This window comes from Sandaracinaceae bacterium (assembly GCA_020633055.1).
In the GTDB taxonomy this organism is placed as follows: Bacteria; Myxococcota_A; Polyangia; order Polyangiales; family Houyiibacteriaceae; genus JADJJE01.
Genome location: JACKEJ010000012.1, coordinates 277,901 through 302,281 on the forward strand (window position 1 = coordinate 277,901; position 24,381 = coordinate 302,281).

General features: G+C 70.2%; 23 protein-coding genes and 1 riboswitch. Of the genes, 13 read left to right on the plus strand and 10 right to left on the minus strand.

Annotation, left to right across the window (positions count from 1 at the left end; genetic code table 11):
- Positions 1 to 33 precede the first annotated feature (33 nt).
- Together H6726_27530 and H6726_27535 are read left to right on the plus strand one after the other, a co-directional pair.
- Positions 34 to 1,008: an RluA family pseudouridine synthase gene (locus H6726_27530; protein ID MCB9661429.1), complete on the plus strand. Its 975-nt coding sequence runs from the start codon at positions 34 to 36 to the stop codon at positions 1,006 to 1,008.
- A gap of 49 nt (positions 1,009 to 1,057) precedes the next feature.
- On the plus strand, positions 1,058 to 1,702 hold the full coding sequence (locus tag H6726_27535; protein ID MCB9661430.1) for a hypothetical protein: 645 nt from the start codon (positions 1,058 to 1,060) through the stop codon (positions 1,700 to 1,702).
- 28 nt (positions 1,703 to 1,730) lie between these two features.
- Here H6726_27535 and H6726_27540 read toward each other — a convergent pair whose 3' ends face one another.
- Complete coding sequence (locus H6726_27540) at positions 1,731 to 2,426, minus strand: hypothetical protein (GenBank protein ID MCB9661431.1); 696 nt, start codon at positions 2,424 to 2,426, stop codon at positions 1,731 to 1,733.
- 68 nt (positions 2,427 to 2,494) lie between these two features.
- Here H6726_27540 and H6726_27545 point away from each other — a divergent pair, with 68 nt between their 5' ends.
- Together H6726_27545 and H6726_27550 are read left to right on the plus strand one after the other, a co-directional pair.
- A complete protein-coding gene (locus tag H6726_27545; GenBank protein MCB9661432.1) occupies positions 2,495 to 3,040 on the plus strand; it encodes a hypothetical protein in 546 nt (181 codons plus the stop codon).
- Positions 3,037 to 5,319 carry a serine protein kinase PrkA gene (locus H6726_27550; protein MCB9661433.1) on the plus strand — a complete coding sequence of 761 codons (2,283 nt, stop codon included), beginning with the start codon at positions 3,037 to 3,039 and terminating at the stop codon, positions 5,317 to 5,319. The genes H6726_27545 and H6726_27550 overlap by 4 nt, the downstream gene beginning before the upstream one ends.
- A 25-nt stretch (positions 5,320 to 5,344) precedes the next feature.
- On the opposite strand, the gene H6726_27555 is transcribed toward H6726_27550, so the two are convergent.
- Positions 5,345 to 6,721, minus strand: a complete 1,377-nt coding sequence (locus tag H6726_27555) for a cytochrome P450 (protein MCB9661434.1) — start codon at positions 6,719 to 6,721, stop codon at positions 5,345 to 5,347.
- A 231-nt stretch (positions 6,722 to 6,952) separates the two neighbouring features.
- On the opposite strand from H6726_27555, the gene H6726_27560 reads away from it, so the two are divergent.
- On the plus strand, positions 6,953 to 7,570 hold the full coding sequence (locus tag H6726_27560; protein ID MCB9661435.1) for a Crp/Fnr family transcriptional regulator: 618 nt from the start codon (positions 6,953 to 6,955) through the stop codon (positions 7,568 to 7,570).
- Here H6726_27560 and H6726_27565 read toward each other — a convergent pair.
- The gene (locus H6726_27565) at positions 7,464 to 8,519 is read right to left on the minus strand and encodes a fatty acid desaturase (protein ID MCB9661436.1); all 1,056 of its coding nucleotides are present in this window, start codon (positions 8,517 to 8,519) and stop codon (positions 7,464 to 7,466) included. The genes H6726_27560 and H6726_27565 overlap by 107 nt on opposite strands.
- Positions 8,520 to 8,772: 253 nt before the next feature.
- Between H6726_27565 and H6726_27570 the strand changes: the two genes are divergently transcribed.
- From H6726_27570 to H6726_27590, 5 genes are read left to right on the plus strand one after another with little or no spacing between them, the layout of a single operon-like run.
- Positions 8,773 to 9,759 carry a Rieske 2Fe-2S domain-containing protein gene (locus H6726_27570; GenBank protein MCB9661437.1) on the plus strand — a complete coding sequence of 329 codons (987 nt, stop codon included), beginning with the start codon at positions 8,773 to 8,775 and terminating at the stop codon, positions 9,757 to 9,759.
- Positions 9,760 to 9,772: 13 nt separating this feature from the next.
- Positions 9,773 to 10,738, plus strand: a complete 966-nt coding sequence (locus H6726_27575) for a Rieske 2Fe-2S domain-containing protein (protein ID MCB9661438.1) — start codon at positions 9,773 to 9,775, stop codon at positions 10,736 to 10,738.
- The gene (locus tag H6726_27580) at positions 10,735 to 11,949 is read left to right on the plus strand and encodes a flavin-dependent monooxygenase (GenBank protein MCB9661439.1); all 1,215 of its coding nucleotides are present in this window, start codon (positions 10,735 to 10,737) and stop codon (positions 11,947 to 11,949) included. The genes H6726_27575 and H6726_27580 overlap by 4 nt, the downstream gene beginning before the upstream one ends.
- The gene (locus tag H6726_27585) at positions 11,949 to 12,872 is read left to right on the plus strand and encodes a VOC family protein (GenBank protein MCB9661440.1); all 924 of its coding nucleotides are present in this window, start codon (positions 11,949 to 11,951) and stop codon (positions 12,870 to 12,872) included. Before H6726_27580 ends, H6726_27585 begins: the two co-directional genes overlap by 1 nt.
- Positions 12,869 to 13,315: a globin gene (locus tag H6726_27590; GenBank protein ID MCB9661441.1), complete on the plus strand. Its 447-nt coding sequence runs from the start codon at positions 12,869 to 12,871 to the stop codon at positions 13,313 to 13,315. Before H6726_27585 ends, H6726_27590 begins: the two co-directional genes overlap by 4 nt.
- 106 nt (positions 13,316 to 13,421) lie before the next feature.
- Here the strand turns inward: H6726_27590 and H6726_27595 are convergent, their stop codons facing one another.
- From H6726_27595 to H6726_27625, 7 genes are all read right to left on the minus strand, one after another.
- On the minus strand, positions 13,422 to 13,673 hold the full coding sequence (locus tag H6726_27595) for a hypothetical protein (protein ID MCB9661442.1): 252 nt from the start codon (positions 13,671 to 13,673) through the stop codon (positions 13,422 to 13,424).
- A gap of 496 nt (positions 13,674 to 14,169) precedes the next feature.
- On the minus strand, positions 14,170 to 14,544 hold the full coding sequence (locus tag H6726_27600) for a cytochrome c (protein MCB9661443.1): 375 nt from the start codon (positions 14,542 to 14,544) through the stop codon (positions 14,170 to 14,172).
- A 45-nt stretch (positions 14,545 to 14,589) separates the two neighbouring features.
- Positions 14,590 to 16,383: a phosphomethylpyrimidine synthase ThiC gene (gene thiC, locus H6726_27605; GenBank protein ID MCB9661444.1), complete on the minus strand. Its 1,794-nt coding sequence runs from the start codon at positions 16,381 to 16,383 to the stop codon at positions 14,590 to 14,592.
- Between the two features lie 50 nt (positions 16,384 to 16,433).
- A riboswitch (TPP riboswitch) is annotated at positions 16,434 to 16,528 on the minus strand.
- 27 nt (positions 16,529 to 16,555) lie between these two features.
- Positions 16,556 to 18,415: a tetratricopeptide repeat protein gene (locus H6726_27610; protein ID MCB9661445.1), complete on the minus strand. Its 1,860-nt coding sequence runs from the start codon at positions 18,413 to 18,415 to the stop codon at positions 16,556 to 16,558.
- Between the two features lie 82 nt (positions 18,416 to 18,497).
- Positions 18,498 to 19,235: a YebC/PmpR family DNA-binding transcriptional regulator gene (locus H6726_27615; GenBank protein MCB9661446.1), complete on the minus strand. Its 738-nt coding sequence runs from the start codon at positions 19,233 to 19,235 to the stop codon at positions 18,498 to 18,500.
- A 36-nt stretch (positions 19,236 to 19,271) separates the two neighbouring features.
- Positions 19,272 to 20,654, minus strand: a complete 1,383-nt coding sequence (locus tag H6726_27620) for a 5'-nucleotidase C-terminal domain-containing protein (protein MCB9661447.1) — start codon at positions 20,652 to 20,654, stop codon at positions 19,272 to 19,274.
- The gene (locus H6726_27625; protein ID MCB9661448.1) at positions 20,651 to 21,052 is read right to left on the minus strand and encodes a hypothetical protein; all 402 of its coding nucleotides are present in this window, start codon (positions 21,050 to 21,052) and stop codon (positions 20,651 to 20,653) included. The genes H6726_27620 and H6726_27625 overlap by 4 nt, the downstream gene beginning before the upstream one ends.
- A gap of 71 nt (positions 21,053 to 21,123) precedes the next feature.
- On the opposite strand from H6726_27625, the gene H6726_27630 reads away from it, so the two are divergent.
- The 3 genes from H6726_27630 to H6726_27640 all read left to right on the plus strand — a co-directional run bounded on the left by H6726_27630 (position 21,124) and on the right by H6726_27640 (position 24,378).
- A complete protein-coding gene (locus H6726_27630; protein MCB9661449.1) occupies positions 21,124 to 22,440 on the plus strand; it encodes an HD domain-containing protein in 1,317 nt (438 codons plus the stop codon).
- Between the two features lie 61 nt (positions 22,441 to 22,501).
- A complete protein-coding gene (locus H6726_27635) occupies positions 22,502 to 22,978 on the plus strand; it encodes a hypothetical protein (GenBank protein ID MCB9661450.1) in 477 nt (158 codons plus the stop codon).
- Between the two features lie 50 nt (positions 22,979 to 23,028).
- Entirely contained in the window at positions 23,029 to 24,378 is a 1,350-nt protein-coding gene (locus H6726_27640) for a sigma-54-dependent Fis family transcriptional regulator (protein MCB9661451.1), read from the plus strand.
- Positions 24,379 to 24,381: the final 3 nt, after the last annotated feature.

Below are 24,381 nucleotides of genomic sequence, written 5' to 3' on the forward strand. Positions count from 1 at the left end.
GGTTTCGTCCGCTGCGCACCATACTCCCTGCCGGTGTCCGAGACCCCCTACATCCCGGCCGGCTGTGATCCCGAGTCGATCCTGCTGACCTTCCCCGTGCCCAGGGAGTTCGCCGGTCTGCGCTTGGACCGCTTCATCCAGAACCGCATCCCGCGCCTGTCGCGCACACGCGCGAACGAGATCGTCAAGGCCTGTGCGTATCGCCAGGACGGCACTCGGCGGCGAGCGAGCGAGCGCGTGCGTGCGGGGGAGGTGGTGCTCTTGGTGCGCCCGCCCATGAACGAGCCCGAGACGCCGCAGTCGTTCGGTGTGCTGTACGAGGACGAGCACGTCCTGGTGGTCGACAAGCCGGCGGGGCTGCCCATGCACCCGACGGCGACCTACCACAAGCACACGCTCACCTGGCTGTTGAAAGAGCGCTACCCCGACGACCCGCCGCAGTTCGCACACCGCTTGGATCGCGAGACGAGCGGCGTGGTGGTGTGTGGCAAGTCGCGCGACATGGAACGCGCGCTCAAGAATTCGTTTCAGTATCGGCACACCCAAAAGACCTACTTGGCCGTCGTGCATGGCTGCCCGCCCGAGACCGGGACGATGGACCAGGACCTCGCGCCGGTGGCCGATGGGCTGCACGTGATGATGGAGGTGCGCCCGCCTGGGGAGGGCCTCAGCGCTGTGACCACGTTCCGCACCCTGCGCGCTGGGCCACGCTATGCGCTGGTGGAGCTGTGGCCCGAGACAGGACGACAGCATCAGCTGCGCGTCCACCTGGCGCACCTCGGTTTCCCGATCGTGGGGGACAAGCTCTATGGCGCGGAGGGGCCGGCGCCGTTCCTCGAGTACATCGAGGGGGGCATGACGAGTGATCTCACCCGGCGCCTGGTGCTTCCGCGTCACGCGCTGCATGCCCACGCGCTCACCATCGAGCACCCCGTCAGCGGCGAGCCCCTGCACGTCAGCTCCCCGCTCCCGGACGAGCTCGCCGCGCTGGTGGTCGACGCGTCGTGAGGAGGCGCGGGCGTTGGACCCGTGTCGTTCTGCGGCTACATTCCTGGTCATGACGACCGCGCCCCGCTCCTCGATGCACGCCACCGGGTTCATTCGCCCCACCGCTCCAGCGAGGAGCGCGCCGGCTTCGGGCATCCTCGTCGCGCTGCTGCTGCTCGGGAGCCTCGGGTGTGGAGCGGCGGCGCCGACGGTGCAGCCCACCACGCCGTTCCTCGAGGGCGACGCGGCGCTGTTCGACCGCGGGATCAGCTACATCACCAACCCCAGCGCGCTGGGAGGCGGATGGGAGGCGGAGTGGGCCGAGGCCCTGGAGCGCCGCGTGCAGCGCGCGGAGGCGATCGCGCTCGTGACGGGGCACACCTTTCGTGAGGACACCAACCCGCATCGTGAGGTGACCTATCGCATCTCGCTCGACGTGGAGCGCAAGCTGTACGGGGAGCTGCCCGACGACCTCGAGCTGTTGTCGCGGCCCGGGGACGAGGGCTTCGAGAGCGTCCAGGGGCAAGAGGCGCGCATCCTCGAGCAGAGCTTCGTCGTGTTCGTGAAGTGGCAGCTGAACGACGAGACGGGCGGCGTCGAGCCGGCGTTCCACCTCGAGCCTGCGAGCGAGACGGTGGTCGCCCGCGTGCGTGAGCTCATCGAGCGCATGCACGGCGTGACCAACGGGACGCGCACCACGGTGCACTACAACTGAGCCGCCCCGCGGCGACGGCCCTCGCGGTTCAGCGCAGCAGCAGCTCGACGCGCGGCCGACGAGCCTCGTCGAGGGTGTCCGGGCTGGCCAGCAGCCACGGCGCGTCACCGCCCCCGCGCGTCATGCGGACCTGTAGTCCCAAGCGCGCGCCGCTGGTCGCCCGCACGGCGCGTGTCACGTCCAAGCGGACGGGCTGGGCCGCAGAGGGCTGCTCCAATCGGGCGGCCAAGCGTCGACCGATTGGCAGGAGGGGCGTCCGTCGCCGCGGGTCGAGCACCTCCCTGGCGCGCACGCGGTGAACGCTCAGCGTGCCGGGCGCCGTGGCGGTACGCCCGTTGGGATACGGGAAAAGCACCAGGACGGCCTCGACGATCGCGCGCCGGTAGGTCGGCACGGCGAAGACGAGGTTCACCACGCCGGCGGGTGCGCCGCCGAGGGTGAGCCTGTCCGACGCCGCTCGGTCCCGCGCTCGCCGCGTCGGGTTCGTGTAGCCGAGCGCGTACAAGGCGTCGGCCTCCGAGAACGTCGATGCCTGCGCGGGATCGGGGAGCGCGCGGCAGGTCCCGTCCAGATCGCAGACCGTCCCGTCGGCGCAAGCGTCGCTGACGCAGGGCCGGCGCGCGGCTCCGCACCCGACCGTGAGCGAGAGCACGACGAGCAGGGCAGCCGCCGCAGAGGACCGCGCCTGGCGTCGGTCGGGAACGCATTGCTCGGGTACTCGCACCGGCAGGAGCATATCAGCCCCACGGGGAGATACCCGCGTTCCCTTGCTCGCGCGCTATAGTGCGAACGATGTCAGCACGTACCCTCGCTCGCCGCCGGCCGACCCGACTCGGTCTCCCCCTCGTCTTCGTGTCCCTCCCCTTCATGGCTCTCGCCGCGTGCGGCGACGACGCGCCAGCGCCCACGGAACCGCCGCCCAACGCGGCTGGGGCCGGCCACGGAACCCACGCGGAGACGACGGCGCCCGCGGAGCCCGGGGGTCCCACCGCGACTGGGTCCAGCTTCGCCTTGGTGTCCTCCACGGCGGAGTCGTACACCGCGGGGCAGCTCGGCTCCTTCGCGATCGAGCTCACCGGTCGCGAGGGCTGGCACGTGAACATGGAGTACCCCACCGTCGTGCAGGTCGAGGGCGAGGGGGTCTCGTTCCCCACCGCGCGGTTGGAGCGGGCCCAGGCCGCCGAGTTCGGAGAGGAGCGCGTGCGCTTCGAAGTGCCCTTCACGCCGGGCGCAGCGGGTGCGAAGGAGGTGCAGGCGCGCGTGCAGTTCGCGATGTGCAATCCCAGCAATTGCGTGCCGGAAGAGCGCACCCTCACCCTCGCGCTGGCGGTGCAGTGAGCGACGACGAGGTGCGTGTGGGCGAGCGCGCTGCGGAGATCGAGGCGCTGCTCGAGCAGACCTACGCGCGAACGCGTGACCGCTTCGAACGGGAACGCCGCGTGCTCAGCTTCGACGCGTACCTCGACTTGGTCGCCCGGGAGCCGTCGCGTGCCGTTCGCGACGCTGCCACCTACGCGCGAGATGCCCTCGACCACTTCGGTCGCTACGAGGTGGCGCGACCGACGGGGCTCACGCACCGTTACCGCTTGTTCGATCTCGACTTCGGCGGAGATACGGCGCCGACCACGGGCTCCCGCCACGACGACCGCGAGCGACTGATCGGGCACGAGGAGCTCCAGGAGAGCTTCCGGCGCGCACTGGAGGGGTTCATTCGCGAGGGGCGCGTGAACCGCATGGTCATGCTGCACGGCCCCAACGGCAGCGCCAAGTCCACGTTCGTCGCGTGCCTCATGCGCGGCCTCGAGGCGTACTCACGCGCTGCGGAGGGCGCCCTGTACCGCTTCGCGTGGGTCTTTCCCAAGTCACCCGACCAGTCCGGGATCGGTTTCTCGGCGGCTGGCGGCGCAAGGAGCGAGCTCGAGTCGTTTGCGCTCCTGCCAGAGTCGCGCATTGCGGTGAAGCTCACCAGCGAGCTCAAGGACCACCCGCTGCTGCTGCTGCCCCGCGCCGAGCGGCGTGAGCTGCTCGCGCGCGTGCTGCCCGGCAGCGCCAAGGTGCCAGCGTTCTTGGCCACGGGCGAGCTCAGCCACAAGAACCGCCAGATCTTCGAGGCGTTGCTCACCGACTACCGCGGGGACTTGCGTCGCGTGCTGTCCCACGTGCAGGTCGAGCGCTTCGACATCAGCCGCCGCTACCGCTCGGGAGCGGTCACCATCGGACCCGCGCACTCCGTCGACGCGAGCGAGCGGCAGATCACCGCTGACCGCTCCCTGTCTTCGCTGCCAGCGTCGCTGTCGGCGCTCACGCTGTTCGAGAGCTACGGTCCGCTCGTGGACGGCGCGGGCGGCATCGTGGAGTTCAGCGACCTGCTGAAGCGGCCCCTCGACGCGTGGCGGTATCTGCTGCTCGCCATCGAGGAGGGAACGGTGCCGCTCAGCTTCTCCACGATGACCATGAACGCCCTGCTCGTGGCGAGCAGCAACGAGTTCCACCTCGCCGCCTTCCGCGAGCACCACGACTACGGCTCCTTCCGTGGACGCATGCTGCCCATCGTCGTGCCCTATCTGCGCGACTACCGCCAGGAGCAGGCCATCTACGACACGCAGATCGCGCCCAACGTGAGCGTGCGCGTGGCGCCTCACACCACGTTCGTCGCGGCGCTCTGGGCGGTGCTCACCCGGCTGCGCCGCCCCGTCGCGCAGGCCTACGAGGACGGCGCGCTCGGGGCGATCGCGCGCACGCTCACACCGCTCGAGAAGGCGGAGCTCTATGCGGACGGGACGGTGCCGGAGCGCCTCGAGCACGACGAGCAGCTCGCGCTGCGCAGCGGGTTGTCGGCGGTTTATGCGGAGTCGCTCGTCGGGACGTCCGAGGGGCTGCTCGGGGCGTCCGCGCGCGAGATCCGCAGTGTGCTGCTCGAGGTCGCCGCCGACGCGCGCGCCACGTGTCTCGCGCCGCCGGCGGTGCTGGCGCGCCTCGAGACGCTCTGCGCCGAAGGGGACTACGACTTCCTCCGGCTCGATGTGGACGCCGGCTACCACGACGCGCGCGCGTTCGTCGAGGTGGTGCGTGAGCGCTGGCTCGATCGGGTGGACCTCGAGCTGCGCACCGCCACGGGGCTGGTGGCCGAGGAGCGCTACATGGACCTCTTCGCCCGCTACGTCACGCAGGTCTCGCACGCCGTGAAGGGCGAGCGCTGGCTCAACCCCGTCACCCAAGCCTTCGAGGAGCCGGACCACGAGCTGCTGAGGTCCGTCGAGTCCACGCTCGAGGTCACGGACCCCGACGAGTTCCGCGCCACCGTGCTCGGCGGTCTCGCTGCGTGGGCCATCGATCAGCCCGACCGCATGGCGGCCCTGCCGCAGACGGTGGACTACCGCGCGCTCTTCCCGCGCCAGCTGGCCAAGCTGGAGGCCGCCTACTTCGAGTCTCACCGGGCGCAGATCGCGCGGGTGGGGCGGTCCATGGTGGCGTTCATCAGCGGCGAGGGCGCACGCCTCGAGCCGGCCGACGCGCTGGCGGCAGAGCGCGCGTGGGGACAGCTCGAGGCCAGTGGGTACGACCCCGAGAGCGCGCGCATCGCCCTCACCGAGCTGCTGGACGCGCGCTACGTGTAGCCCGCTGCGCGCGCAGGCACGGGGCCTATTCGGCCACCCACTGCGCCGCCCGCGACGCCGGGAGCTGGTGAGCCATCAACTCTCGGAAGCGCACCCGCGAGTCCACCGGGTGGTGCACGGGGAGGCCCATCACGTGGAACTCCGTCGTCGCGTCGGGCTCGATGTGATACCGGCGCACCAGCGTGGTGACCATGATGCGCAGCTGCATCTGAGCAAAGCTGCGCCCGAGGCACAGACGGGGCCCGCCCCCGAAGCCCACCATGTACTTGCCCTTGGCCTGGTCCGCGCCGCGCTCCGGGTCCCAGCGCCCCGGGTCGAACGTGTGCGGCTGCGGGAACGACGTGGGGCAGCGGTGGCTCATCCAGGGGCTGTAGAACACCGGGGTGCCCGCGGGGACGCGGTGCCCATGGAACTCGAAGTCCGCCGAGGCGGCGCGCGGGAACATGAACAGGCTCGGCCCGCAGCGCTCGATCTCCCGCAGGAACCAGCTCACCTGGCGCAGCTTGCTGCTGCCCGTCAGCTGGTAGGGCTCGTCACCCAGCACCTCGAACACCTCTTCGCGCAGGCGTCGCTGCCACTCGGCCTGATGCGCCAGGTAGTGCAGCACCCACGACCCGGCCGAGGCCGTCGTGTCGTAGCCCGCCCAGTACAGCAAGAGCACCTGGTTCAGCACCTCGTGGTCAGGCAAGGGACGCCCGTTCGCGTCGCGGTACTCGGTCAGCAGACCGAGCACGCCGTAGCGCTCCGACGACACACGCGCGCGCTTCACGTACGGCATCAAGCGCGCGTTCAGCACGTCGCGCGCCTTCATGGCGCGGTCGAGGGTGCCCCCGGGGAAGCGCAGCTGCGTGTGCGCCATGGCGCCCGCGATGACCGACTCGAAGTAGGGGCGCAGCTCCTCGATCTCGTCGCTGTCACGGAGCCCGGCGAGCACGCGCGCGGACACCTCGTAGGTGGCGCGCTGGGCCACCGTGTACACGTCGGCGGGCTCCTGACCACCGAGCGAAGCCGCGTGCGCGTCCCAGATCTCTTGCACCGGGCCGATGGACTCCTCGAGCCCCAGGCGCGACACCGCCGGCTCCAGGATCGCCCGCGTGCGGGCGTGCACGTCGCCGTCCATCAGCAGGATGTTGCGCGGGAAGAGGCGCGCGAACGCGAGCTTGCCGTAGCCCCCCTCGTAGGAGAACTTGTCGCGTTCGGTCACCATGATGGTGCGGTTGGCCTCGGGCCCGATCATCCACACACACGGGTAGGCGACCGAGGAGCGAAAGATGGGCCCATGCTGCGTGTAGCGCTGCTCCAAGAACCGGAAAGGGTTCTGGATCATCTCCCGGAGCTCGAGAGGCGAGCTGCTCCCGGGGATGGCTCGGAAGTCGGGATCGAACGCGTAGCTGAGACTCATCGAGGCTGCCTCCACAAAACTAGAACGTGTTTCAGTCGTTCGGCCGAACGCACGACTCGTGCCAGCGTGGTTTGCCGCACTTGTGCGGGTGTCCGCGGTGCCGACGACGCACTGACTGCGTCCCAAGCAACGGAGGGCGCAGCGCTTGCGTGTCGCGGGCCACACGCGCCGAGCGCGTGTCGCGCACGGGGCGCGTCGCGAGGTGGCACCGTATTCGCAACGGGCGTGCGCATGTCCCGCACTCATGGCTGCCCTGCACGCGACACCCTGCCCACCCTGACGGCGCACGACTGCGCACGCTGTCCACTCGTTCGAGCGCACGGCGACAAAGGTAGGCTCCTGCCGCCGTTGGTCGACGAGCCGGGTGCGCTCACGTTCGTGGCGAGCGGCACCGTCGTCCGTGCGCGGCTCTTGCCCGACGCCTCACCGCTGGTGTTCGACGTGGTCACGGCCGGGGAGGCCTTCGCACAGCGCCGCGCCGACGAGGGCTGGGCCGACGAGTGCCGCGCCATGACCGACGTGAAGCTGTGCGTGGTGCCGCGCGATGTGCTCCACGACGCGCTCGCTCGGGACCCCGCCTCGGTCGCGCCGACGCTCGCGGTCTACGAGCGCACGGGCGACCGCGTGGCCGAGTGGTCCACCTTGCGCGCCGTGTCGGGCGCTCGGGAGCGGCTGCAGCACACGTTGCGCATGTTGGGGGGGACCCGGCCGTCGTGGGCGTCGCTCGGCGTGCTGGCGCAGATCACGGGGCTGCGGCGGGAGACGGTGTGTCGGGCCCTGCGCCCGATGCCGCGCGCATCGGCGTCGGGAACGGCACCATCTGCTGCGCGTCTGCATCCCACAGCTTGAGCGCCAGGCACGCGAGGATGTCGCGAGGGCGCAGCCGCGTCTCGCCCGGGTGCTGCAGCTCGGGGATGGCCGCCATGGCCTCGGGCAGCCGATAGAAGGGGATGCGCGAGTTCAGGTGGTGCACGTGGTGGTAGCCGATGTTCGCGGTGAACCAGCGCATGGCGGGACCCATGGGCATGTAGCTGGACGACTCCAGCGCCGCGCGCGTGAACTCCCACTCGTGGCGGCCGCGCAGCTTCACGTCCTCGAAGTTGTGCTGCGCGTAGAACAGGTAGGCGCCGGTCACGAACGCCACGTTGAGCGGCAGCAGGAAGCCCACGAGCAGGCCTTCGACGCCGCCGAGCCCGAAGGCCAGCGCGGCCAGCGCGACGTGCAGGGCCAGGGCCGCCCACGCCGAGCGGTTCTTCTTGGGGTCACGGCGCAGCGGCGAGATGTTCATGCCGATGATGAAGACGGTCACGTACGCGAACAGGATGGTGAAGCCGTTGCGTGCCAGCGCGTAGGCGCGTTGCTCCTTGGGGCTCAGCTTGCTCCAGATGGCGACGCTCAGGGTGGGGTAGGACCCGATGTGGGAGCCCACCAGCTTCGCGTTGTGGGCGTGGTGGTAGTTGTGCGTGTCCCGCCACACCTTCGGAGGCGTGAGGAGCACGAGCCCGAGCGCGTCGTAGACGGGCTTGGCCCACGCCTCCCCGCGCAGGATGGCGCCGTGCTCGTAGTCGTGGAACAGCACGAAGCCGCGCACCAGCGTGAGCCCGAGAATCACGCCGGTCAGGGGCGCGAGCCAGAGCGGCGCGAGCGCGTGGCCGAGCCACAGGAACACGATGATGACGAGGGTGCTGAGGGTGGCGCGCGTGCTGCGGGCCACGTCTTCCTGGGCGAACTCGCGGCTGGCGCGGACCAGGGCGTTGCCCGTCCGGGGCCCATCCACTTCGGGTGTCTCGGCGATCATGCGCGCATTGTGGGGCCATTTCGTGCTCGCGTCTTGATCTCGGTCACGATTCTCGTGTCGCGCGCCGGGCTCGCGCAGCGCTTGCGCCAGGTGCCCGTCGCCACGCGAGACCTGCGCGTCATCGGCGCCATCCACCCGCGACAGCTACACACAGGAGGCTGATCGCGGCCTGGCACGCAGCGTGCAAACGGGACTCAAACTGAAACACGTTCTAGTTCGCCGCCCGCCGCGGCCGGCCCCCAGGAGAGTCACCATGAGCGAGTCCCGTTTCCCCTTCACCTCCAGCCCCAAGGGCTGGTTTGCCGTCGCTCTGAGCCGCGAGCTCGGCCCCGGTCAGGTCCTCCCCGTGAAGGCCTTCGAGAAGGACCTCGTGCTGTTCCGAGGGGAAGACGGGCAGCCCGCGTTGCTGGGAGCCTTCTGCCCGCACATGGGCGCGCACCTCGGCCATGGGGGCAAGGTCGTCGAGAACACCGTCAAGTGCCCCTTCCACGCGTGGCAGTTCGACGGCACCGGCACCTGCACGAAGATCCCGTACGCGGACCGCATCCCGCCCAAGGCGCGCGTGCGCCCGTGGACCGTGGTGGAGCGCAACGGGATGATCCTCGCCTGGAACGACATCGAAGGCAGCGCGCCCGAGTGGGAGGTGCCGGTGATCCCCGAGATCGGCTCGGACGAGTGGACCGACTTCGAGGTGCGTGAGTGGGACATCAAGACCCACAGCCTGGACATGGCCGAGAACCAGGTGGACGTGGCGCACTTCCAGTACCTGCACGGCACGCTGGACTACCCCGAGAGCGAGGCCAGCGTCGACGGGCACATCATGCGCGTCACCAGCAAGGCGGGCATGGGCACCAAGCAGGGCGCCGTCGCGGGCAGCATCGAGTCCACGTCGTACGGCTTCGGCTTCAACACCATCCGCTTCAAGGGCATCGTCGAGACGCTCTTGGTCACGTCGGTCACGCCCAAGGACAAGGACTACGTCCACGTGCGCTTCTGCTTCATGGTGAAGAAGTCACTGGGCGCGGCGCTCGACAAGGGCGTGGGCAAGGCGTTCATCGCGGAGGTGTCGCGGCAGCTCGAGCAGGACATCCCCGTCTGGGAGAACAAGGTCTTCGTGCACCCGCCCATGTTGTGCGAGGGCGACGGCCCCATCCCGCTCTTCCGCAAGTGGCTGCGGCAGTTCTTCCCCGCCGGCACCTTCGACGGCATGAACCTCACGGCCGAGGCCTACAACGCCTGAAGGGAGCGGGACGATGGGCAACAACGCAGAGGCACGGCAGAACTCGTTCAAGGGCTACCCACGCGGGTGGTTCGTGGTGTCCTTCTCGGACGAGCTGAAGGTGGGCGACGTGCAGACGCTCAACTACTTCGGCAAGAAGTACGCGCTGTACCGCGGGGACGACGGCGTCCCGCGCATCATGGACGCGTACTGTCCGCACCTGGGCGGCAGCCTGGCGCGGGGCAAGGTCAACGGCGACTCGCTGGTGTGCCCGTTCCACGCTTGGCGCTTCGGGCCGGACGGACGCTGCAACCACATCCCCTACAGCCCGCGCATCCCGGGCAAGGCGCTGGTGGAGACCACGCCGTGCAAGGAGGTCAACAACATCATCTTCATGTGGCACGACCCACAGGGCGGCGCGCCACAGTTCGATGTGCCGGTGCTCCCCGAGTGCGACGACGACGAGTGGATGCCGTGGGTGCACGCCAAGCTGCGCGTCCACACGCACCCGCACGAGCTGGTGGAGAACGTCGTGGACGTCGGGCACTTCAGCCCCGTGCACCGCACCCAGGTGGAGAAGTTCGAGAACGAGTTCACCGGGCACATGGCCAAGCAGATCAACTCGGGCGTGGCGTACCCCATCGGTGGCGGCGTGGACAAGTACCACATCGAGGCCACGTACTACGGGCCGGGCTTCCAGATCTCGCGTTGGGACGGCTTCATGGAGGCGCGCCTGATCAACGCCAACACCATGGTGGACACCGGCTCGATGGACCTGCGCTTCGCGGTGATGCTCAAGCGCGGCAAGGACGCGCGCCAGACCGAGGCTTTCCAGAAGGGCTACGTGGAGAACATGAGCAAGGGCTTCCAGGAGGACATCGATATCTGGATGGAGAAGCGCTACGTCGAGAACCCCGTGCTCTGCGAGGGCGACGGGCCCTTCCACAAGCTGCGCAAGTGGTACGCGCAGTTCTACGCGCCCGCGGGGGTGACGCCATGAGCCCCGGACTCGCCGTGGCCGCAGCGCTCCCGGACGAGGCGCTGCGCAGGACGCTGGTGGCGCGCGCCGAGGCGCTGGTGCCAGACCTGCTGGCCCGCGTGCCCGAGGCGCGAGAGGGACGTCGGGTGCCCAAGGCGACCATCGACGACATGCAGGCGGCGGGCTTCTTCCGCGCCCTGCAGCCCAAGCGCTGGGGCGGCAGCGAGGTACATCCCGAGATCTTCTTCGACGTCGCGCGCATCGTGGCCAGCGCGTGCCCCTCGTCGGCCTGGGTGCTCGGCGTGGTGTCGGTTCACAGCTGGCAGCTGGCTTTGTTCCCGGACCAGGCCCAGCGCGACGTGTGGGGCGAGGACTCCTCCGTGCTCATCTCGAGCTCCTACATGCCCGTCGGTCGCGTCACGCGGGTTCCCGGGGGCTTCACGCTCAGCGGCGAGTGGGGCTTCAGCAGCGGCGTCGACCACTGCGACTGGGCCATGCTCGGCGCCTTCGCGCCCAACGACGACGGCACGCCGAACATGCAGGATCTGCGCACGTTCCTGGTGCCCAAGACGGACTTCGAGGTGAAGGACGACTGGCACGTGTCCGGGCTGCAGGGCACGGGCAGCAAGAGCGTGGTGGTGCGCGAGCAGTTCGTGCCCGAGCACCGCACCCACACCTTCGGCGACGGCTTCCGGCAGAAGAGCCCGGGGCACGCCGAGAACACCGCGCCGCTGTTCCGCATCCCCTTCGGGCAGATGTTCGTGCGCGCGGTCGCGTCGGGCGGCATCGGGATGCTCGACGGAGCGCTGCGCGAGTTCGTCGCGCTGCAGAAGGACCGCGTGGCGCGCAGCACCGGGGGGCGCGTGGCGGAGAACCCGGCGGCGCAGCTGGCGGTGGCCGAGGCGGCGGCGACGCTGAAGGAGCTGCGCTTGGTGTTCTACGACCAGCTGCAGGACATGATGGACTACGCGGTCACGGGCGAGAAGATCCCGCTCGAGAAGCGCGTGCAGTGGCGCTACGAGACGTCGCGCGTGGGGCCCAAGTGCGTGGCCGCCATCGACAGCCTGTTCCGTGCGGCGGGTGGGAGCGCCATCTACGAGACCAACCCGCTGCTGCGCTACTTCAACGACATGCACGCGGCCGAGGCGCACTACGTCAACAACCCGCACAAGCCCGCGCAGAACTTCGGCGCGGTGATGCTGGGCGCGGCCAACACGGACTTCTTCCTCTGATGGCCGAGGTCGAGCAGCTCGGGTACATGGGCTTCGTGGTGCGGGACATCGCGGCGTGGGAGCACTTCGCCACCCAGGTGCTCGGCCTTCAGCTGGCGCGGCGCTTCCCCGATGGCGGCTTCTCCGTGCGCCACGACGCTCAGGAGCAGCGCTTGTTCGTGCGCCCGGCGCGGGACGACGAAGAGGCCACGGCGGACGACCTCGACGTGCTCGGCTTCGAGGTGGCGGACGACGCCGCGTTGGACGAGCTGCGCGAGCGCCTGCTGGCCGCAGGGGCCTGCCCCGAGGCCGGCAGCGAGGAGGAGGCTGCGGCCCGCGGGGTGCTCCGCCTGGTCCGCTTCGAGGAGCCGGGCGGCGCGCGTTGTGAGCTGTACGTGAGACCCTCAGACGCCCCCGGGCCCTTCGCGAACCCGCTCGTCCCCGGGGGCTTCGTGGCGGGCGCGCAGGGGCTCGGCCACCTCGCGCTGCGCGCGCGCGACATGCAGGAGTCCGAGCGCTTCTTTTGCTTGGTGCTCGGCGGGCGCCTCAGCGACCGCATCATCACGCGCATCGGCGGCGCCGAGGTGCGCATCACGTTCCTGCACTTCAACGAGCGGCACCACTCCATCGCGTTGGGCGCGGGGCTGCCCAAGCACCTGCACCACTTCATGCTGCAGCTGAACGACCTGCGGGACCTGGGCCGCGCGCTCGACCGCGTGGTGGACCATGGTGTGCGCGTCGTGCAGACGCTGGGGCAGCACCCCAACGACAAGATGATCTCGTTCTACGCCGAGACCCCCTCGGGGTTCGAGGTGGAGCTGGGCTGGGGAGGGCGCACCATCACGTCGGACTGGCAGCCCGAGACGCACGCGGTGTGGACCGAGTGGGGCCACCGCCCACCCACGATGCAGGCACGCTCCGGTCGTGCCGCGGCTCCGCGATGAACGCGTCCGGAGCCGGAGGGGCGCTCGCTCCGACCGACGACGCGTCGCTGCTGCGAGCGAGCCTGGAGAAAGTGGCCGATCGCGAGCCGGAGCTCGTGCGCCGCGTCTACGCCACCCTGTTCCGCGACCACCCCGAGGCAGAGGAGCTGTTCGGCCGCTACGGCGAGGAGCGTCAGGCGGAGATGTTCGGCGAGACGCTGACTTCGGTGCTCGACCTGCTTGACCACGAGCCGTGGACCCCGGGGCACGTAGCCGCGATGGGCCATCGGCACCGAGAGGCCTACGGCGTGCCCGACGAGATGTACATGTGGTTCTCGGAGGCCATCGTCAGGGCGCTCCACGACGTGCTTGGCGAGCGCTGGGACGCGGACACGGAGGCCGCGTTCCGCCGCGGGCTCCAGCGTGTCAACGCGCTCATGACCGGCCACGCTCCGTCGACGTAGCCACGCCGCGCGTGGAGAGGTCGTCGCACGGACGGGACACGGAGCGGGGACGAAGACGGCGTGGACTGCGGCGGGCCGACGGGCACAGCGCCGGCCGAGTTGGCAACTACGACTTGCCCGGCGTGGCCAAGTGATAGGCGCCCTTGCCCATGCCGAGGATGCCGAGGATCACGAACGGTGCTGACGCCAGCGGCTTCCCGCCGAGGTTGTAGAGCATCGCGACCAGGCTATGGACGCTGCGGGTCGTGTCCGTGCTGTTCTCGAAGTCCCACAGGTACCAGTAGATGAACACACCCAGCAGGCACAGGAAGACTCCGCCACCGGCCGCCTTCAGCCCTTCCATCTGACGCTCGTTCATGCGGGGAAGGTACGGGCGACGCGCTGGGAGCTTCCCTCTCCACCTTGCCCGCGCCCGGTTGTACCGGTCAGGCCGATGATCTTGGGGGCACCAGGCTGAAGCCAGGTGCCCCAGAGCCGCAGTGCGCTCCGAAAGTCCGCTCCTCTGCGGGAGCGGACTACGCTGTGGTCGGCTTCCGCGTTCGTGCAGGGCGTCTGGGGCTCGACGGGTCGGCCGGGCCATCGCGTTCGCCGCCGCGGCCCCCAACGTGATCCTGCGGTCGAATCCACGTGCCTGCCGCGTGTCATGGGAGCGTTTCCCGCCTTCCATGGCCTTCGACGAAGTAGTCCGCCCCCTCTGTGGGGCGGACTTACAGGTCACGCTGCAGTCCCGGGGCACCTGGCTTCAGCCTGGTGCCCCCCATCGCCGTATTCGAGCGGGATTCGGGACCGCCCCGACTGACGTGACGGTCCCCGGCTCCCGATCCGACCTTCGCCGAGCTGCCGCGTGGAGCGCCTCAGTTCGTGACGCCGCCGGTCGAGACCAGGTACGCCATCAGCGCCTCGAGCTGCTCGTCCGAGAGGACGTCGGCGTTGAACGCGGGCATGCGGCCCTCGCCCTCGCGCACCTGCTGGCGCATGTGGGCGGCTGTCCAGCCGATGCCGTGCACGGCCGGGGCCGCGCCGTCGCCGCCGTTGCCGTCCTGGTGACAGCCCGAGCAGAAGTCCGTGTAGGCCTGCTGGCCACCCGAGACATCCGTCGACGTCACCGCGCCTTCGTAGCTGGCCACGTGCTCGCCGCCGGACGAGCCTTCGCCGCTGCTTTCGCCACCACCACCACATCCACCGAGCATCAGGGCCATGGCGGCCATCGCGATTACGAACTTCTTCATCGAGAGTCTCCTTGAGCGCTTCAAGAACAGTCTAGGGGCACGAGCTCACGCCGAGGGGGTGGCGCTGGTGCCAGGCTTGCGGCCCACTTGTACCAGCTTTTCGGCCTGGAGCCGCTTTGCTGCGTCCGGGTCCACGTAGTCCGAGTGGCAGTCGGCCTTGTCCCCACCACGACCCACAGCGCCCTTGGTCTGCGCGGCCAGCTGATGGATCTCGTCGGGGGACAGGTAGCCGCGCTGCTCCAGCGTGGCCTGCTGCTGCGGCGTGAGCCCGGGGCTCTTGGCCACGCGCTCGCGCACGAAGCCCGGGTCCTTGCCGCTGCCGAACTCCACGATCTCCTTGCTGATGCGCACCGAGCACCAGTCGTGCCCGCACATCGCGCAGAAGTCGGTGTCCACGCTCAGGTCTTCGTCGTGGAGCGCGCGCGCGAACTCGCCGTCGAAGGCCAAGTCGAAGTGCTTCTCCCAGTTGAGCGCGGCGCGGGCGCGCGTGAGGTCGTCGTCCCAGTCGCGCGCGCCGGGGATGCCCAGCGCCACGTCCGACGCGTGGGCCGCGATCTTGTAGGCGATGCACCCCTGCTTCACGTCCTCCTGCTTGGGCAGGCCCAGGTGCTCCTTCGGCGTGACGTAGCAGAGCATGCTGGCCCCGTGGAAGCCGGCGGCCGTCGCGCCGATGGCGCTGGTGATGTGGTCGTAGCCGGGGAAGACGTCGGTCACGAGGGGCCCCAGCACGTAGAACGGCGCGCCGTGACACAGGCGCCGCTGGAGCTTCATGTTGTACTCGATCTGGTCGAACGGGACGTGCCCGGGGCCCTCCACCATCACCTGCACGCCCTTGCGCCAAGCCCGCTCGGTCAGCTCGCCGAGGCGCTGCAGCTCGCCCAGCTGCGCGGCGTCTGTCGCGTCGGCCAGGCCGCCGGGGCGCAGGCCGTCGCCCAGCGAGAACGACACGTCGTACTCCCGCATGATGTCGCAGATGGCCTCGAAGTGCGTGTACATCGGGTTCTCGGCCCGGTGCGTCAGCATCCACTTGGCCAGCAGCGAGCCTCCGCGCGAGACGATGCCGATCAGTCGGTCGCGGATGAGCGGCAGGTGGGCCCGCGCGACGCCCGCGTGGATGGTGAAGTAGTCCACGCCCTGCTGCGCCTGATGCCGCAACGTGTCGAGGATCACGTCCAGCGTGAGGTCCTCGATCTTGCGCCCGATGATCATGCTGTAGATGGGCACGGTGCCGATGGGCACCTTCGAGGCGCTCAGGATCGCGGCGCGCGTGGCGTCCAGGTCGCCGCCGGTGGACAGGTCCATGACGGTGTCCGCACCCCAGCGCTCGGCCCAGCGCAGCTTCTCGACCTCGTCCTCCGTGCCAGAGGACACGGGCGAGGCGCCCATGTTCGCGTTGACCTTGGTGAGGCTGGCGCGCCCGATGGCCATGGGGTCCAGGTTGTGCTGCAGGTGCACGCGGTTGGCCGGGATGATCATGCGCCCAGCCGCGACTTCGTCGCGCACCTGCTCGGCCGTGAGGTGCCGCTCCCGCTCGGCCACGCGCTTCATCTCGGGCGTGATCTGCCCCAGGCGCGCGAACTCCAGCTGGGTGCGCGGCTCGAAGCCCGCGGGCGGTGTCCAGCGCCCGTCCACCTGTGTCCAGTCCGCGGGCATGAAGTCCCAGGCGGTCTTGTCGCTGGGCGGGGGCATGCCCGGCGTGTCCGGGGACGAGTAGGTCAGGGCAGAGCCCACCTGCGGCGCGTTGGCGAACGAGCCCGGGGTGGTCCCGGCGCCGGTGCTGGAGGGGTTGTGCGCGCCCCGGAGCGGGAGCGAAAGATCAGGGGAGCTGGACTGCGACATGGGCGACCTCACTGCGCTCGGAGGAGCAAGGGGCAGAGGGGACCACGGTGGCGGGGTCATGAGCACTTCCCTCCGCCGGGATGAGCCGGATCAGGTTCGACGGGTGCTTCTCAGCCCGCGTGTGCGGACGCCCCGAGTGCATCACGGGGAGAGCGTAGCAGGCTCGCTCCCATCAGGCACTCGGCGTTGCGTTGTCGCCGTGAAAGGCGCCGTCGGCCGTGTACCAGGTGATCAGCCCGGACCCCCGGTTGCCGCGCATCATGTGGAGCGCGTGGTGCACGGCGGCCAGCACGTCGTCCCCCGGAGCCTCTCGCATCCACTGAGAATAGAAGACCGGGCTGATTGCGCGGACCCGCTGCAGCGCCCAGGCCGGGTCGCGTTCCTGGAGCGTGAGCGCGCCCGCCAGCCCGACGTACGCGCTGGTGCGCGTCGGGTGCGCGTCGGTGGCCTGCTCGTACGCGCGCTGGGCGCGAGGACCGTCGCCGAGCCGCAGGTACGCCTCGGCCGTACACGCCAAGCTGTTGGGGAGGGGAGGCATCAGCTGACGCTGATGCGCGAGGGTCGCGAGGGCTTCCGTCGGCCGATCCGTCGCGTTTTCCAGGATGGCCCGACCAACGTAGGCCCAGCGCGTCAGCTGGTCGCGCGCGAGGGCGCGCGCTATCCACTCGGCGGCCCGTTCGTACTCGCCGCGCCACAGGAGGAGCTCGGCGCCGTAGGTCGCGACGAGTGGGTGTGGCCCCTCGCGTGCGTCGAGCGCGTCGTGTTGGGCCATGATGGCCTCGAACGGGAGCCCGCTCAGGCCCTCGCGCAGTGCCGCAAGGCGGGCCCGGAGCGGCGGGGTCACGGCTTGCGCGCGAACCTCACCCTGCGCGGTCCGTCGCGTGGCGCGGGGAGACCAGTTTCCGCTCAGCGCGTCGAGCGCCCCATGCGCGAACGCGACATGGTCTTCGAGCGGTGCGAGATCCGGGAAGTCGCGGCGGAGCGTCGTGAGTACGTCGCTGGTCTCCTTGTGCTGCACGTCGCGTGCCGAGGTCAGCGCCATCCGGCAGAGGGGAGCTGCTGCGACGCGGTTGGTCACCGTCGGAGGGAGCCCGTTCAGGTGCGCCTCGGCGCCGGCGATGTCGCCGAGGCGGCGTAGGGTCTCCACGTACATCAGCTCGTCGGCCGGCGCGCGCGCGCTCGCCTCGAGAAGCTCGCGCGCGCGCGCGGGGTTTCCGCTCGCGAGCTCGAGGGCCGCGAGCAGAGAACGGCGCTCGCCGGAGGGCAGGGCGTCCAGCAGCTGCCGCCGCGCTTCGTCGAAGCGCCCGCCGTAGAGGGCCAAGCGACCGAGCGCGAGAGAGTCCCCGAGGGCTTCATGGGCGCGTCGTGCGAGTTCCTTCGCGTCTTCGAACGCGTCCAGCGCCAACGCAGCGTCGACCGCCTCCGCCGCGTGCGCCACGTCGTCCGCCACCGCGCTCCGCCACAGCGGGAGCGCTTCACGGTCCGCGCGTGCCGTCGCCGTCCGCGCCGCGAGGAGCCTCGCCAAGGGCGCGGCCGCGCCAGCGGGCCGACGCGCAACCAGCTCGGCCGCGTCCTCGGCGAGACCCGCTCGTAGGAGCAGCATCACGCCCTCCTCCCACTGGGGTGTCGCCAGCCGTCGACCGGGCGCGAGCCCCGCCATGGCGTTCTTCACGGGCAGCTCGCGGCGGGTCCTTCGCAGCGCCGCGCGCAGCTCTTCGGCGTCGGCCGTGTCGGCTGTGAGTCCGTCCAGGGCAGACGCACACGCCTCGTCGTCCCCGCTGGCCAGCGCCGCCTCGGCGAACGCGAGTCTCAGCGTGGAGGACCGCGGGTTGCGCGACAGGGCGTACTCGAGGGCCGCCCGCGCCTCCTCGGCGCGGCCCTCGCGTAGTCTGCACAGGCCCACGATGACCGCGCCGTCCTCCGCAAAGGAGGGGTCGCGTTGCGCCGCGACCCGCGCGACCCGCGCTGCGTCGGCCCAGCGGCCAGCGCGGTACAGCTCACGCGCCAGCGTTGCGGGGGAGGTGGTCGTCACGGCGGCGAGGGTAGCGGTCGCTCGACGCGAACCGCAACTCGGGGATGCGGCGGACGGAGCGTCGGACCGCCATCCCCCGTCGTCACGCGAGGTTGTGGAAGACCTGCTGGATGTCGTCATCCTGCTCGAGGAGGTCGATCAGCTTCATCACCTCCGCCGCGCGCTCGTCGTCGAGCTCTACCAGCGTGGTCGGGATGAACTCGGACGCGGTGGAGACGGGCGTGATGGAGCGCGCCTCGAGGGCCTCTTGCATGCGCCCGAAGTCCTGGAGTGGGCAGCGGATGAGGATCTGCGGCTCGCCCTTCTCGCCCTCGGCCTCGCCCATCTCGTCCAGGCCAGCGTCGATGAGCTCCATCTCGAGCTCTTCCAGGTCGATCTTGGCCTTCGTCAGTGCTGCGGCGTCCAGGCGGAAGACGCCCATGCGCGTGAAGCCGAAGGCCACGCTTCCTTGCGTGCCGATGCTGCCGTTGCCCTTGTTGAAGCGCACCCGTACGTTCGCGATGGTGCGGGTGGGGTTGTCCGTGGCGGACACGGCCATGACCGCCACGCCGTGCGGAGCGTAGCCCTCGTAGATGAGCTCCTGGTAGTCGGCCGCGTCGTTGCCCAGCGCCTTCTTGATGGCGCTCTCGATGCGGTCCTTGGGCATGTTGACCGCCCGGGCGTTCTGGATGGCGCGGCGCAGGGCGGGGTTGGTCTCGGGGTGCTCACCACCCTGCTTGACGGCGATGCCGATCTCGCGGCCGCAGCGGGTGAAGGCCTTGGCCATGCGGTCCCAGCGGGCGAACATGGTGTGTTTGCGGGTTTCGAAGATGCGTCCCATCGGGGCTGTCCTTTGGCGTGCAGAAGCGGGGCGGTCTTAGCACGAATCTGCGCCTGGACGACCTGACGTGAACGTGCCCAGCAACGCCACCTTGACGTCTTGGCCCGTGGTCGCGGGTGGCACGGCGCCGGGGTGAGCCCGCCAGTAGTCGACCAACGGGGTGATGCTGTCCGAGCCCGTCATGAGGTCGCGCACGATGGCGACACGGTATGGACGACGCGGCTCCAGCGGTGCGTTCGCGAGGCGAACGACGTGGTGCTGGGGGTCGACCTCGCTGCGATCGTCGACCTGCAGGAAGCCCCCCGTCCCGCGTCGCTCCGTGCGGGCGAAGCGGACCGCATCGTGGATGACGCTCCCTGGGAGCACGGCGACGACGGCCTCGTTGTCGAACGGGAGCTCCTCGCAGAAGTCCGCGAACGTGAGCCGCTTTCGTCGGGGCTCGGTGCCGCGGAGCCCGCCGCCGTTGAAGATGCCCACCTCGGCGCCCAGCGCGTCGCGCAGGCGCGACGACACCAGCGTGCCCATCGACGTCTGCTGCAGCCGCGACCCCGCCGACGAGAGCTCCGTCCCCGGGGGGAGCGTCAGCAGCGTGCGTGCCTCGAGTGCGTGGACCTGGGCCAGGTGGCCGTCGACGCGGCGGCGCACGCTGGGGTCCTCCGGGTAGTCATCGACCGCCCGACTCTCCACCTCCACGCGCACCGAGGGGCGATCCGCCCCAGCGTGCAGCGTGATGCTGGCGACCACGGCCGTGACCGCGTCGGCCTGGGCTTTCGCCACGGGCGTGTCCTCACCGCGCTCCAGGTAGCCCTCGTGCTCGTGGCCGCCGAGGATCAGGTCCACGGCGCGGGTCGCAGCGAGGGCGCGGTCGTCGGCGAGCCACTGGTGCGTCAGCGCGATGACGGCGTCGCATCCGTCGGCGCGCAACTGCGAGGCCTGCCGTACGATGGCGTCATTGGGTTCCTCGAGCGTGGCGCCGCCGAAGGGTGGGCGCCGGTAGAGCGACGCGTCTCCATCGACCGCGCCCAGGACGCCGACTCGGAAGACTCCGACGGAGACGACGTCGTGCGGGATGTGACGCCCGGCGAACGACAGGGCGTTGCTGAGCACCACCCGCGCCTTCAGCTCGTCCAGCCTCGCAAGGAGCGCCTCCGTGTCGAGGTCGTCCTCGTGGTTTCCGAGGGTCACGTGAGTGACCCCCAGCGCGTTGAGGCAGTCCACCATGCCGCGGCCCTGGTCCAAGCTCGAGAGCAGGCTGGGCGCCAGGAAGTCCCCCGCGAGCGTGACCAGCAACGCGTCGCAAGGGGCCGTGCCGCGCACCTCCGCGATCAGGGTCGCGAGTCGCGGCAGCTCCTCCAGCGAGTACACGTCGTTGACGGCGACGATGCGCAGCGTGGCGCGCTGGCGACGGGTGGCGCTCATGTCGCGCGGCGTACCACGTCGAGCCACGCTTCGCGCGAATCGAGGTGTTCGATGCGCTTGATGGTCAGGTTCGTGGTGCGCACGGCCATGGACACGAGGGGGTGGCCCGTGGCGATGACGATGCGCGCGATGTGGGGCAAGAGCCCGATGGTCCAGGCGGCCAGGCGGGGCGGAACCAGGATGTCGAAGGACGGCATCTCGGTCCAGTCGTGCAGGCCGACGAACGCACCGCTGCGCCGGATGAGGGGCTCGCTGTGTTCCACCAGGGCCTCGGCCAGGGCGCGCGAGAAGTGCCCCTCGATACGCGACACGACGAGATCGCTCCGCAGCCACAGGAGCATGCGGCTTCCGTCGACGGTGCGGTCGAGATCGGGGGCGCGCGCGAGCAGCTCGGACATCACCGCGCCAATCTACCACGTGTGCGGGAGCGCGTGATTGCCCGGGCGCGACGCGGCGGCTAACGTTGCTCATGCTTCTGCGTGATCCCGTGCACGGGTTGGTGGCCTTCGAGGGGCGGGCCGAGCGGGTCATCGAGGCCCTGCTCGCGACGCGCGAGGTCCAGCGCCTCCGCCGGGTCAAGCAGCTGGGGCTGACATCGCTGGTGTTCCCTGGCGCGGAGCACACCCGCTTCGCGCACGCCCTCGGGGCGGCCCACGTCATGCAGCGGCTCCAGCTGCGCATCGTCGCTGCGCAGGACGACCTGCCCATGGATGCGCGGCTCGACGAGGCCGCGGCCGACGAGGCGCTGGCGGCGGCGCTCCTGCACGACCTGGGACACGGGCCATTCTCACACCTCTACGAGGAGGTGTCGCCCCACGCGCGCCACCACGAGGACTGGACGCGGGACGTGCTGCTGGACGACGGCACCGACGTGCACCGCGCCCTCGAGGGGCTTTCGTCTGGCATGGCCACCCGCGTCGCGGGCATGCTGCGCGGTGAGCACCGGCTGGGCTACTTGGCGCGCGCCATCAGCGGGACCATCGACGTAGACCGAGCGGACTACCTGCTGCGCGACAGCTACATGACCGGGGTCCGCTACGGCCTGTACGACCTGGACTGGGTGCTGCGCTCGCTCGCGTTCGGTCAGGTCGGGGGCGAGTGGGTGCTCGCCGTGGAGGGGCGCAAGGGGCTGCCGCCCATCGAGGGCTTCTTCCTCGCCCGTCAGCACATGTACGCGCAGGTCTATCACCACAAGGCGACGCGCGCGGCGGAAGGCCTGATCCGCGGAGTGTTCATTCGGGTGGGTGAGCTGGTGCGCGAGGGGAGGGCGCCCGCGGGCACCCCGGCGGCGTTGCGGGCCGCTGCGCTGGGGGAGCGAGTGTCGCTGGGTGACTACCTGGCGCTCGACGACATCGCGCTGCTGGGCGCGCTCTCGGGGTGGGAGCAGGCGGAGGACCAGGCGCTCTCGCTGCTCGCCCGACGGCTGCGCGCACGCGACCTGCCCAAGACGCTGCCGCTGCCCAGCGAGTGTGAGCCGATGTTCGGCGAGCTGCTCGCGAGGACGTACGCGCTCGCCGCGCGCCATGGGCTGCGCCCCGAGCTGCATGTGTTCCTGGACCACACCAGCGACGTGCCCTACGCAGAGCCCGACGACGACTCGCCGGGGGGGCTGTGGCTGCTGCTGCGGCATCGCGAGATCATGCGCCTCGGGGAGGCCTCGTTCTTGTTGAAGGAGCTGCGCAACAAGCGGCTGACCAGCTCACGCCTGATCTTCCCCCGTGCGCTGCGGGACGACGTGGAGACGGAGCTGGGTCCGCTGCTCGGGAGCGCAGAGGGCCACCGCTGACCTGAACGTGCGTGGCACGGGCGGGTTGCGTGGACGACCCCTGATCGCGGACGATGCGGCCATGCAGCGCTCCATCGAGGTCGACACCACGCGCTTGCCGTTCGTGCTGACGACCGTTCGAGGCGGGATGCGGGCGGAGGACGTGGAGGAGATGCAGCGGCGCTTCGAGGCGTTGTTCGCGGCGCGTCGTCCATTCGTCACCATCACCGACGCGCGCGCGCTGACCCGGGTCCCGGCCGCCCCGCTGCGTCGGGCCATCGCGGATTGGAACCTCCGCTACCGTGCCGAGACGGCCACCTACAACGTGGCCGCGGTGGCCATCCTGGACTCCGTGCTCGGCCGCGCCGCCCTGCGGACCATCCACTGGATCGCGCCGCACCCGTCGCCGTATCTCGTGGTCGCGTCGCCCGCGGAGGCCGTCGCCGTGGCGTTCGAGCACCTGGAGGGCGCCGGCGTCCGCCTGTCGCCGGACGTGCACCTGGAAGAGCTCATGCGCGCCTTGCATGGCACAGCGGCCGAGCGCGCGGGCGTAGGCTGAGCACATCTTCGGTTGTCATCGAGGTTGCGGGGGCCGATACTCGCGACGGAATGGCCAAGATCCTCGTCGTCGACGACCAACGCAACATGCGCACCACCCTCGCGATGCTCTTGCGCGGGGCAGACCACCACGTCGAAGAGGCGGAGAACGGGGACGTGGCGTGCGAGCGCGTGGCGGAGGAGGCGTTCGACCTGGTGCTGACCGACCTGAAGATGGGCACCACGGATGGCCTGGCGGTGCTGCGCAAGACGCGCGAGGCCTCGCCCCTGACCGAGGTCATCGTGATGACGGCCTACGGGACCATCGAGAGCGCGGTCGAGGCCATGCGCCTGGGCGCGCACGACTACATCCAGAAGCCCTTCGAGGAGGAGGAGCTGCTGATGAAGGTGGCGCGCGCCGTACGCGCGAGAAAGCTGGCGGGGCAGGTGTCCGCCATGGCGGCCGAGTTCCGCGAGCGCTACCACTTCGAGAACATCATCGGCCGCAGCGGCGCCATCCGCGACGTGCTCGGGCGCATCGTGCGCATCGCCCCCACGGACGCGACGGTGCTCATCACCGGCGAGAGCGGCACCGGCAAGGAGCTGGTGGCGAGGGCCATCCACGTCAACTCGCTGCGCTCCGAGAAGCCGTTCATCACCATCAACTGCGCGGCCATCTCCGAGACGCTGCTCGAGAGCGAGCTGTTCGGGCACAACCGCGGGGCCTTCACGGGCGCCGTCGCGTCCCGCAAGGGGCTGTTCGAGGAGGCCAACGGCGGCACGTTCTTCTTCGACGAGATCGCAGAGACGGCGCCGTCGTTCCAGGCCAAGCTCCTGCGCGCCATCCAGCAGGGCGAGATCCGACGCCTCGGCGACAACCAGACCGTGCAGGTGGACGTGCGCATCATCGCGGCTACCAACCGTGACCTGAAGGCCATGATCGAGGAGAAGTCCTTTCGCGAGGACCTCTACTACCGGCTCAACGTCGCGCGCTTCGTGCTTCCCGCGCTGCGCGACAGGCGCGAGGACATCGCGCCCCTGACCGAGCACTTCCTCGAGAAGTACGGGAAGAAGATGCGGCGGTCCGCGCGCCTCGGTGACGGCGTCATGGAGTGGCTCGAACGGTACCCGTTCCCGGGCAACATCCGTGAGCTGGAGAACCTCATCGAGCAGGGAATCGCGCTGGCGCTCGACGGCGAGGTGCAGCTCGACGACATCGTCTCGCCCGAGATGCGCCAGGGAGGCGAGGGCACGGCGGCGCCGCGGCTGTTGCAGGACGTGGTGGACCGCGCGGAGAGCGAGGCCATCATGAACGTGCTGCGCGAGGTCGACGGCAACAAGGAGAAGGCGGCCGAGGCGCTCGGGCTCAGCTCCACGACGCTCTGGCGCAAGATGAAGCGGCTGGACCTCAGCTGGCCGTAGCTC

What these genes read in the sequence shown, in the direction of transcription:
- H6726_27535 (MCB9661430.1), top strand. Translation starts at nt 1,058, where the DNA reads ATGACGACCGCGCCCCGCTCCTCGATGCACGCCACCGGGTTCATTCGC.
- H6726_27545 (MCB9661432.1), top strand. Translation starts at nt 2,495, where the DNA reads ATGTCAGCACGTACCCTCGCTCGCCGCCGGCCGACCCGACTCGGTCTC.
- H6726_27555 (MCB9661434.1), bottom strand. Translation starts at nt 6,721, where the DNA reads ATGAGTCTCAGCTACGCGTTCGATCCCGACTTCCGAGCCATCCCCGGG.
- H6726_27560 (MCB9661435.1), top strand. Translation starts at nt 6,953, where the DNA reads ATGTCCCGCACTCATGGCTGCCCTGCACGCGACACCCTGCCCACCCTG.
- H6726_27565 (MCB9661436.1), bottom strand. Translation starts at nt 8,519, where the DNA reads ATGATCGCCGAGACACCCGAAGTGGATGGGCCCCGGACGGGCAACGCC.
- H6726_27570 (MCB9661437.1), top strand. Translation starts at nt 8,773, where the DNA reads ATGAGCGAGTCCCGTTTCCCCTTCACCTCCAGCCCCAAGGGCTGGTTT.
- H6726_27575 (MCB9661438.1), top strand. Translation starts at nt 9,773, where the DNA reads ATGGGCAACAACGCAGAGGCACGGCAGAACTCGTTCAAGGGCTACCCA.
- H6726_27580 (MCB9661439.1), top strand. Translation starts at nt 10,735, where the DNA reads ATGAGCCCCGGACTCGCCGTGGCCGCAGCGCTCCCGGACGAGGCGCTG.
- H6726_27585 (MCB9661440.1), top strand. Translation starts at nt 11,949, where the DNA reads ATGGCCGAGGTCGAGCAGCTCGGGTACATGGGCTTCGTGGTGCGGGAC.
- H6726_27590 (MCB9661441.1), top strand. Translation starts at nt 12,869, where the DNA reads ATGAACGCGTCCGGAGCCGGAGGGGCGCTCGCTCCGACCGACGACGCG.
- H6726_27595 (MCB9661442.1), bottom strand. Translation starts at nt 13,673, where the DNA reads ATGAACGAGCGTCAGATGGAAGGGCTGAAGGCGGCCGGTGGCGGAGTC.
- H6726_27600 (MCB9661443.1), bottom strand. Translation starts at nt 14,544, where the DNA reads ATGAAGAAGTTCGTAATCGCGATGGCCGCCATGGCCCTGATGCTCGGT.
- thiC (MCB9661444.1), bottom strand. Translation starts at nt 16,383, where the DNA reads ATGTCGCAGTCCAGCTCCCCTGATCTTTCGCTCCCGCTCCGGGGCGCG.
- H6726_27615 (MCB9661446.1), bottom strand. Translation starts at nt 19,235, where the DNA reads ATGGGACGCATCTTCGAAACCCGCAAACACACCATGTTCGCCCGCTGG.
- H6726_27620 (MCB9661447.1), bottom strand. Translation starts at nt 20,654, where the DNA reads ATGAGCGCCACCCGTCGCCAGCGCGCCACGCTGCGCATCGTCGCCGTC.
- H6726_27625 (MCB9661448.1), bottom strand. Translation starts at nt 21,052, where the DNA reads ATGTCCGAGCTGCTCGCGCGCGCCCCCGATCTCGACCGCACCGTCGAC.
- H6726_27630 (MCB9661449.1), top strand. Translation starts at nt 21,124, where the DNA reads ATGCTTCTGCGTGATCCCGTGCACGGGTTGGTGGCCTTCGAGGGGCGG.
- H6726_27635 (MCB9661450.1), top strand. Translation starts at nt 22,502, where the DNA reads ATGCAGCGCTCCATCGAGGTCGACACCACGCGCTTGCCGTTCGTGCTG.
- H6726_27640 (MCB9661451.1), top strand. Translation starts at nt 23,029, where the DNA reads ATGGCCAAGATCCTCGTCGTCGACGACCAACGCAACATGCGCACCACC.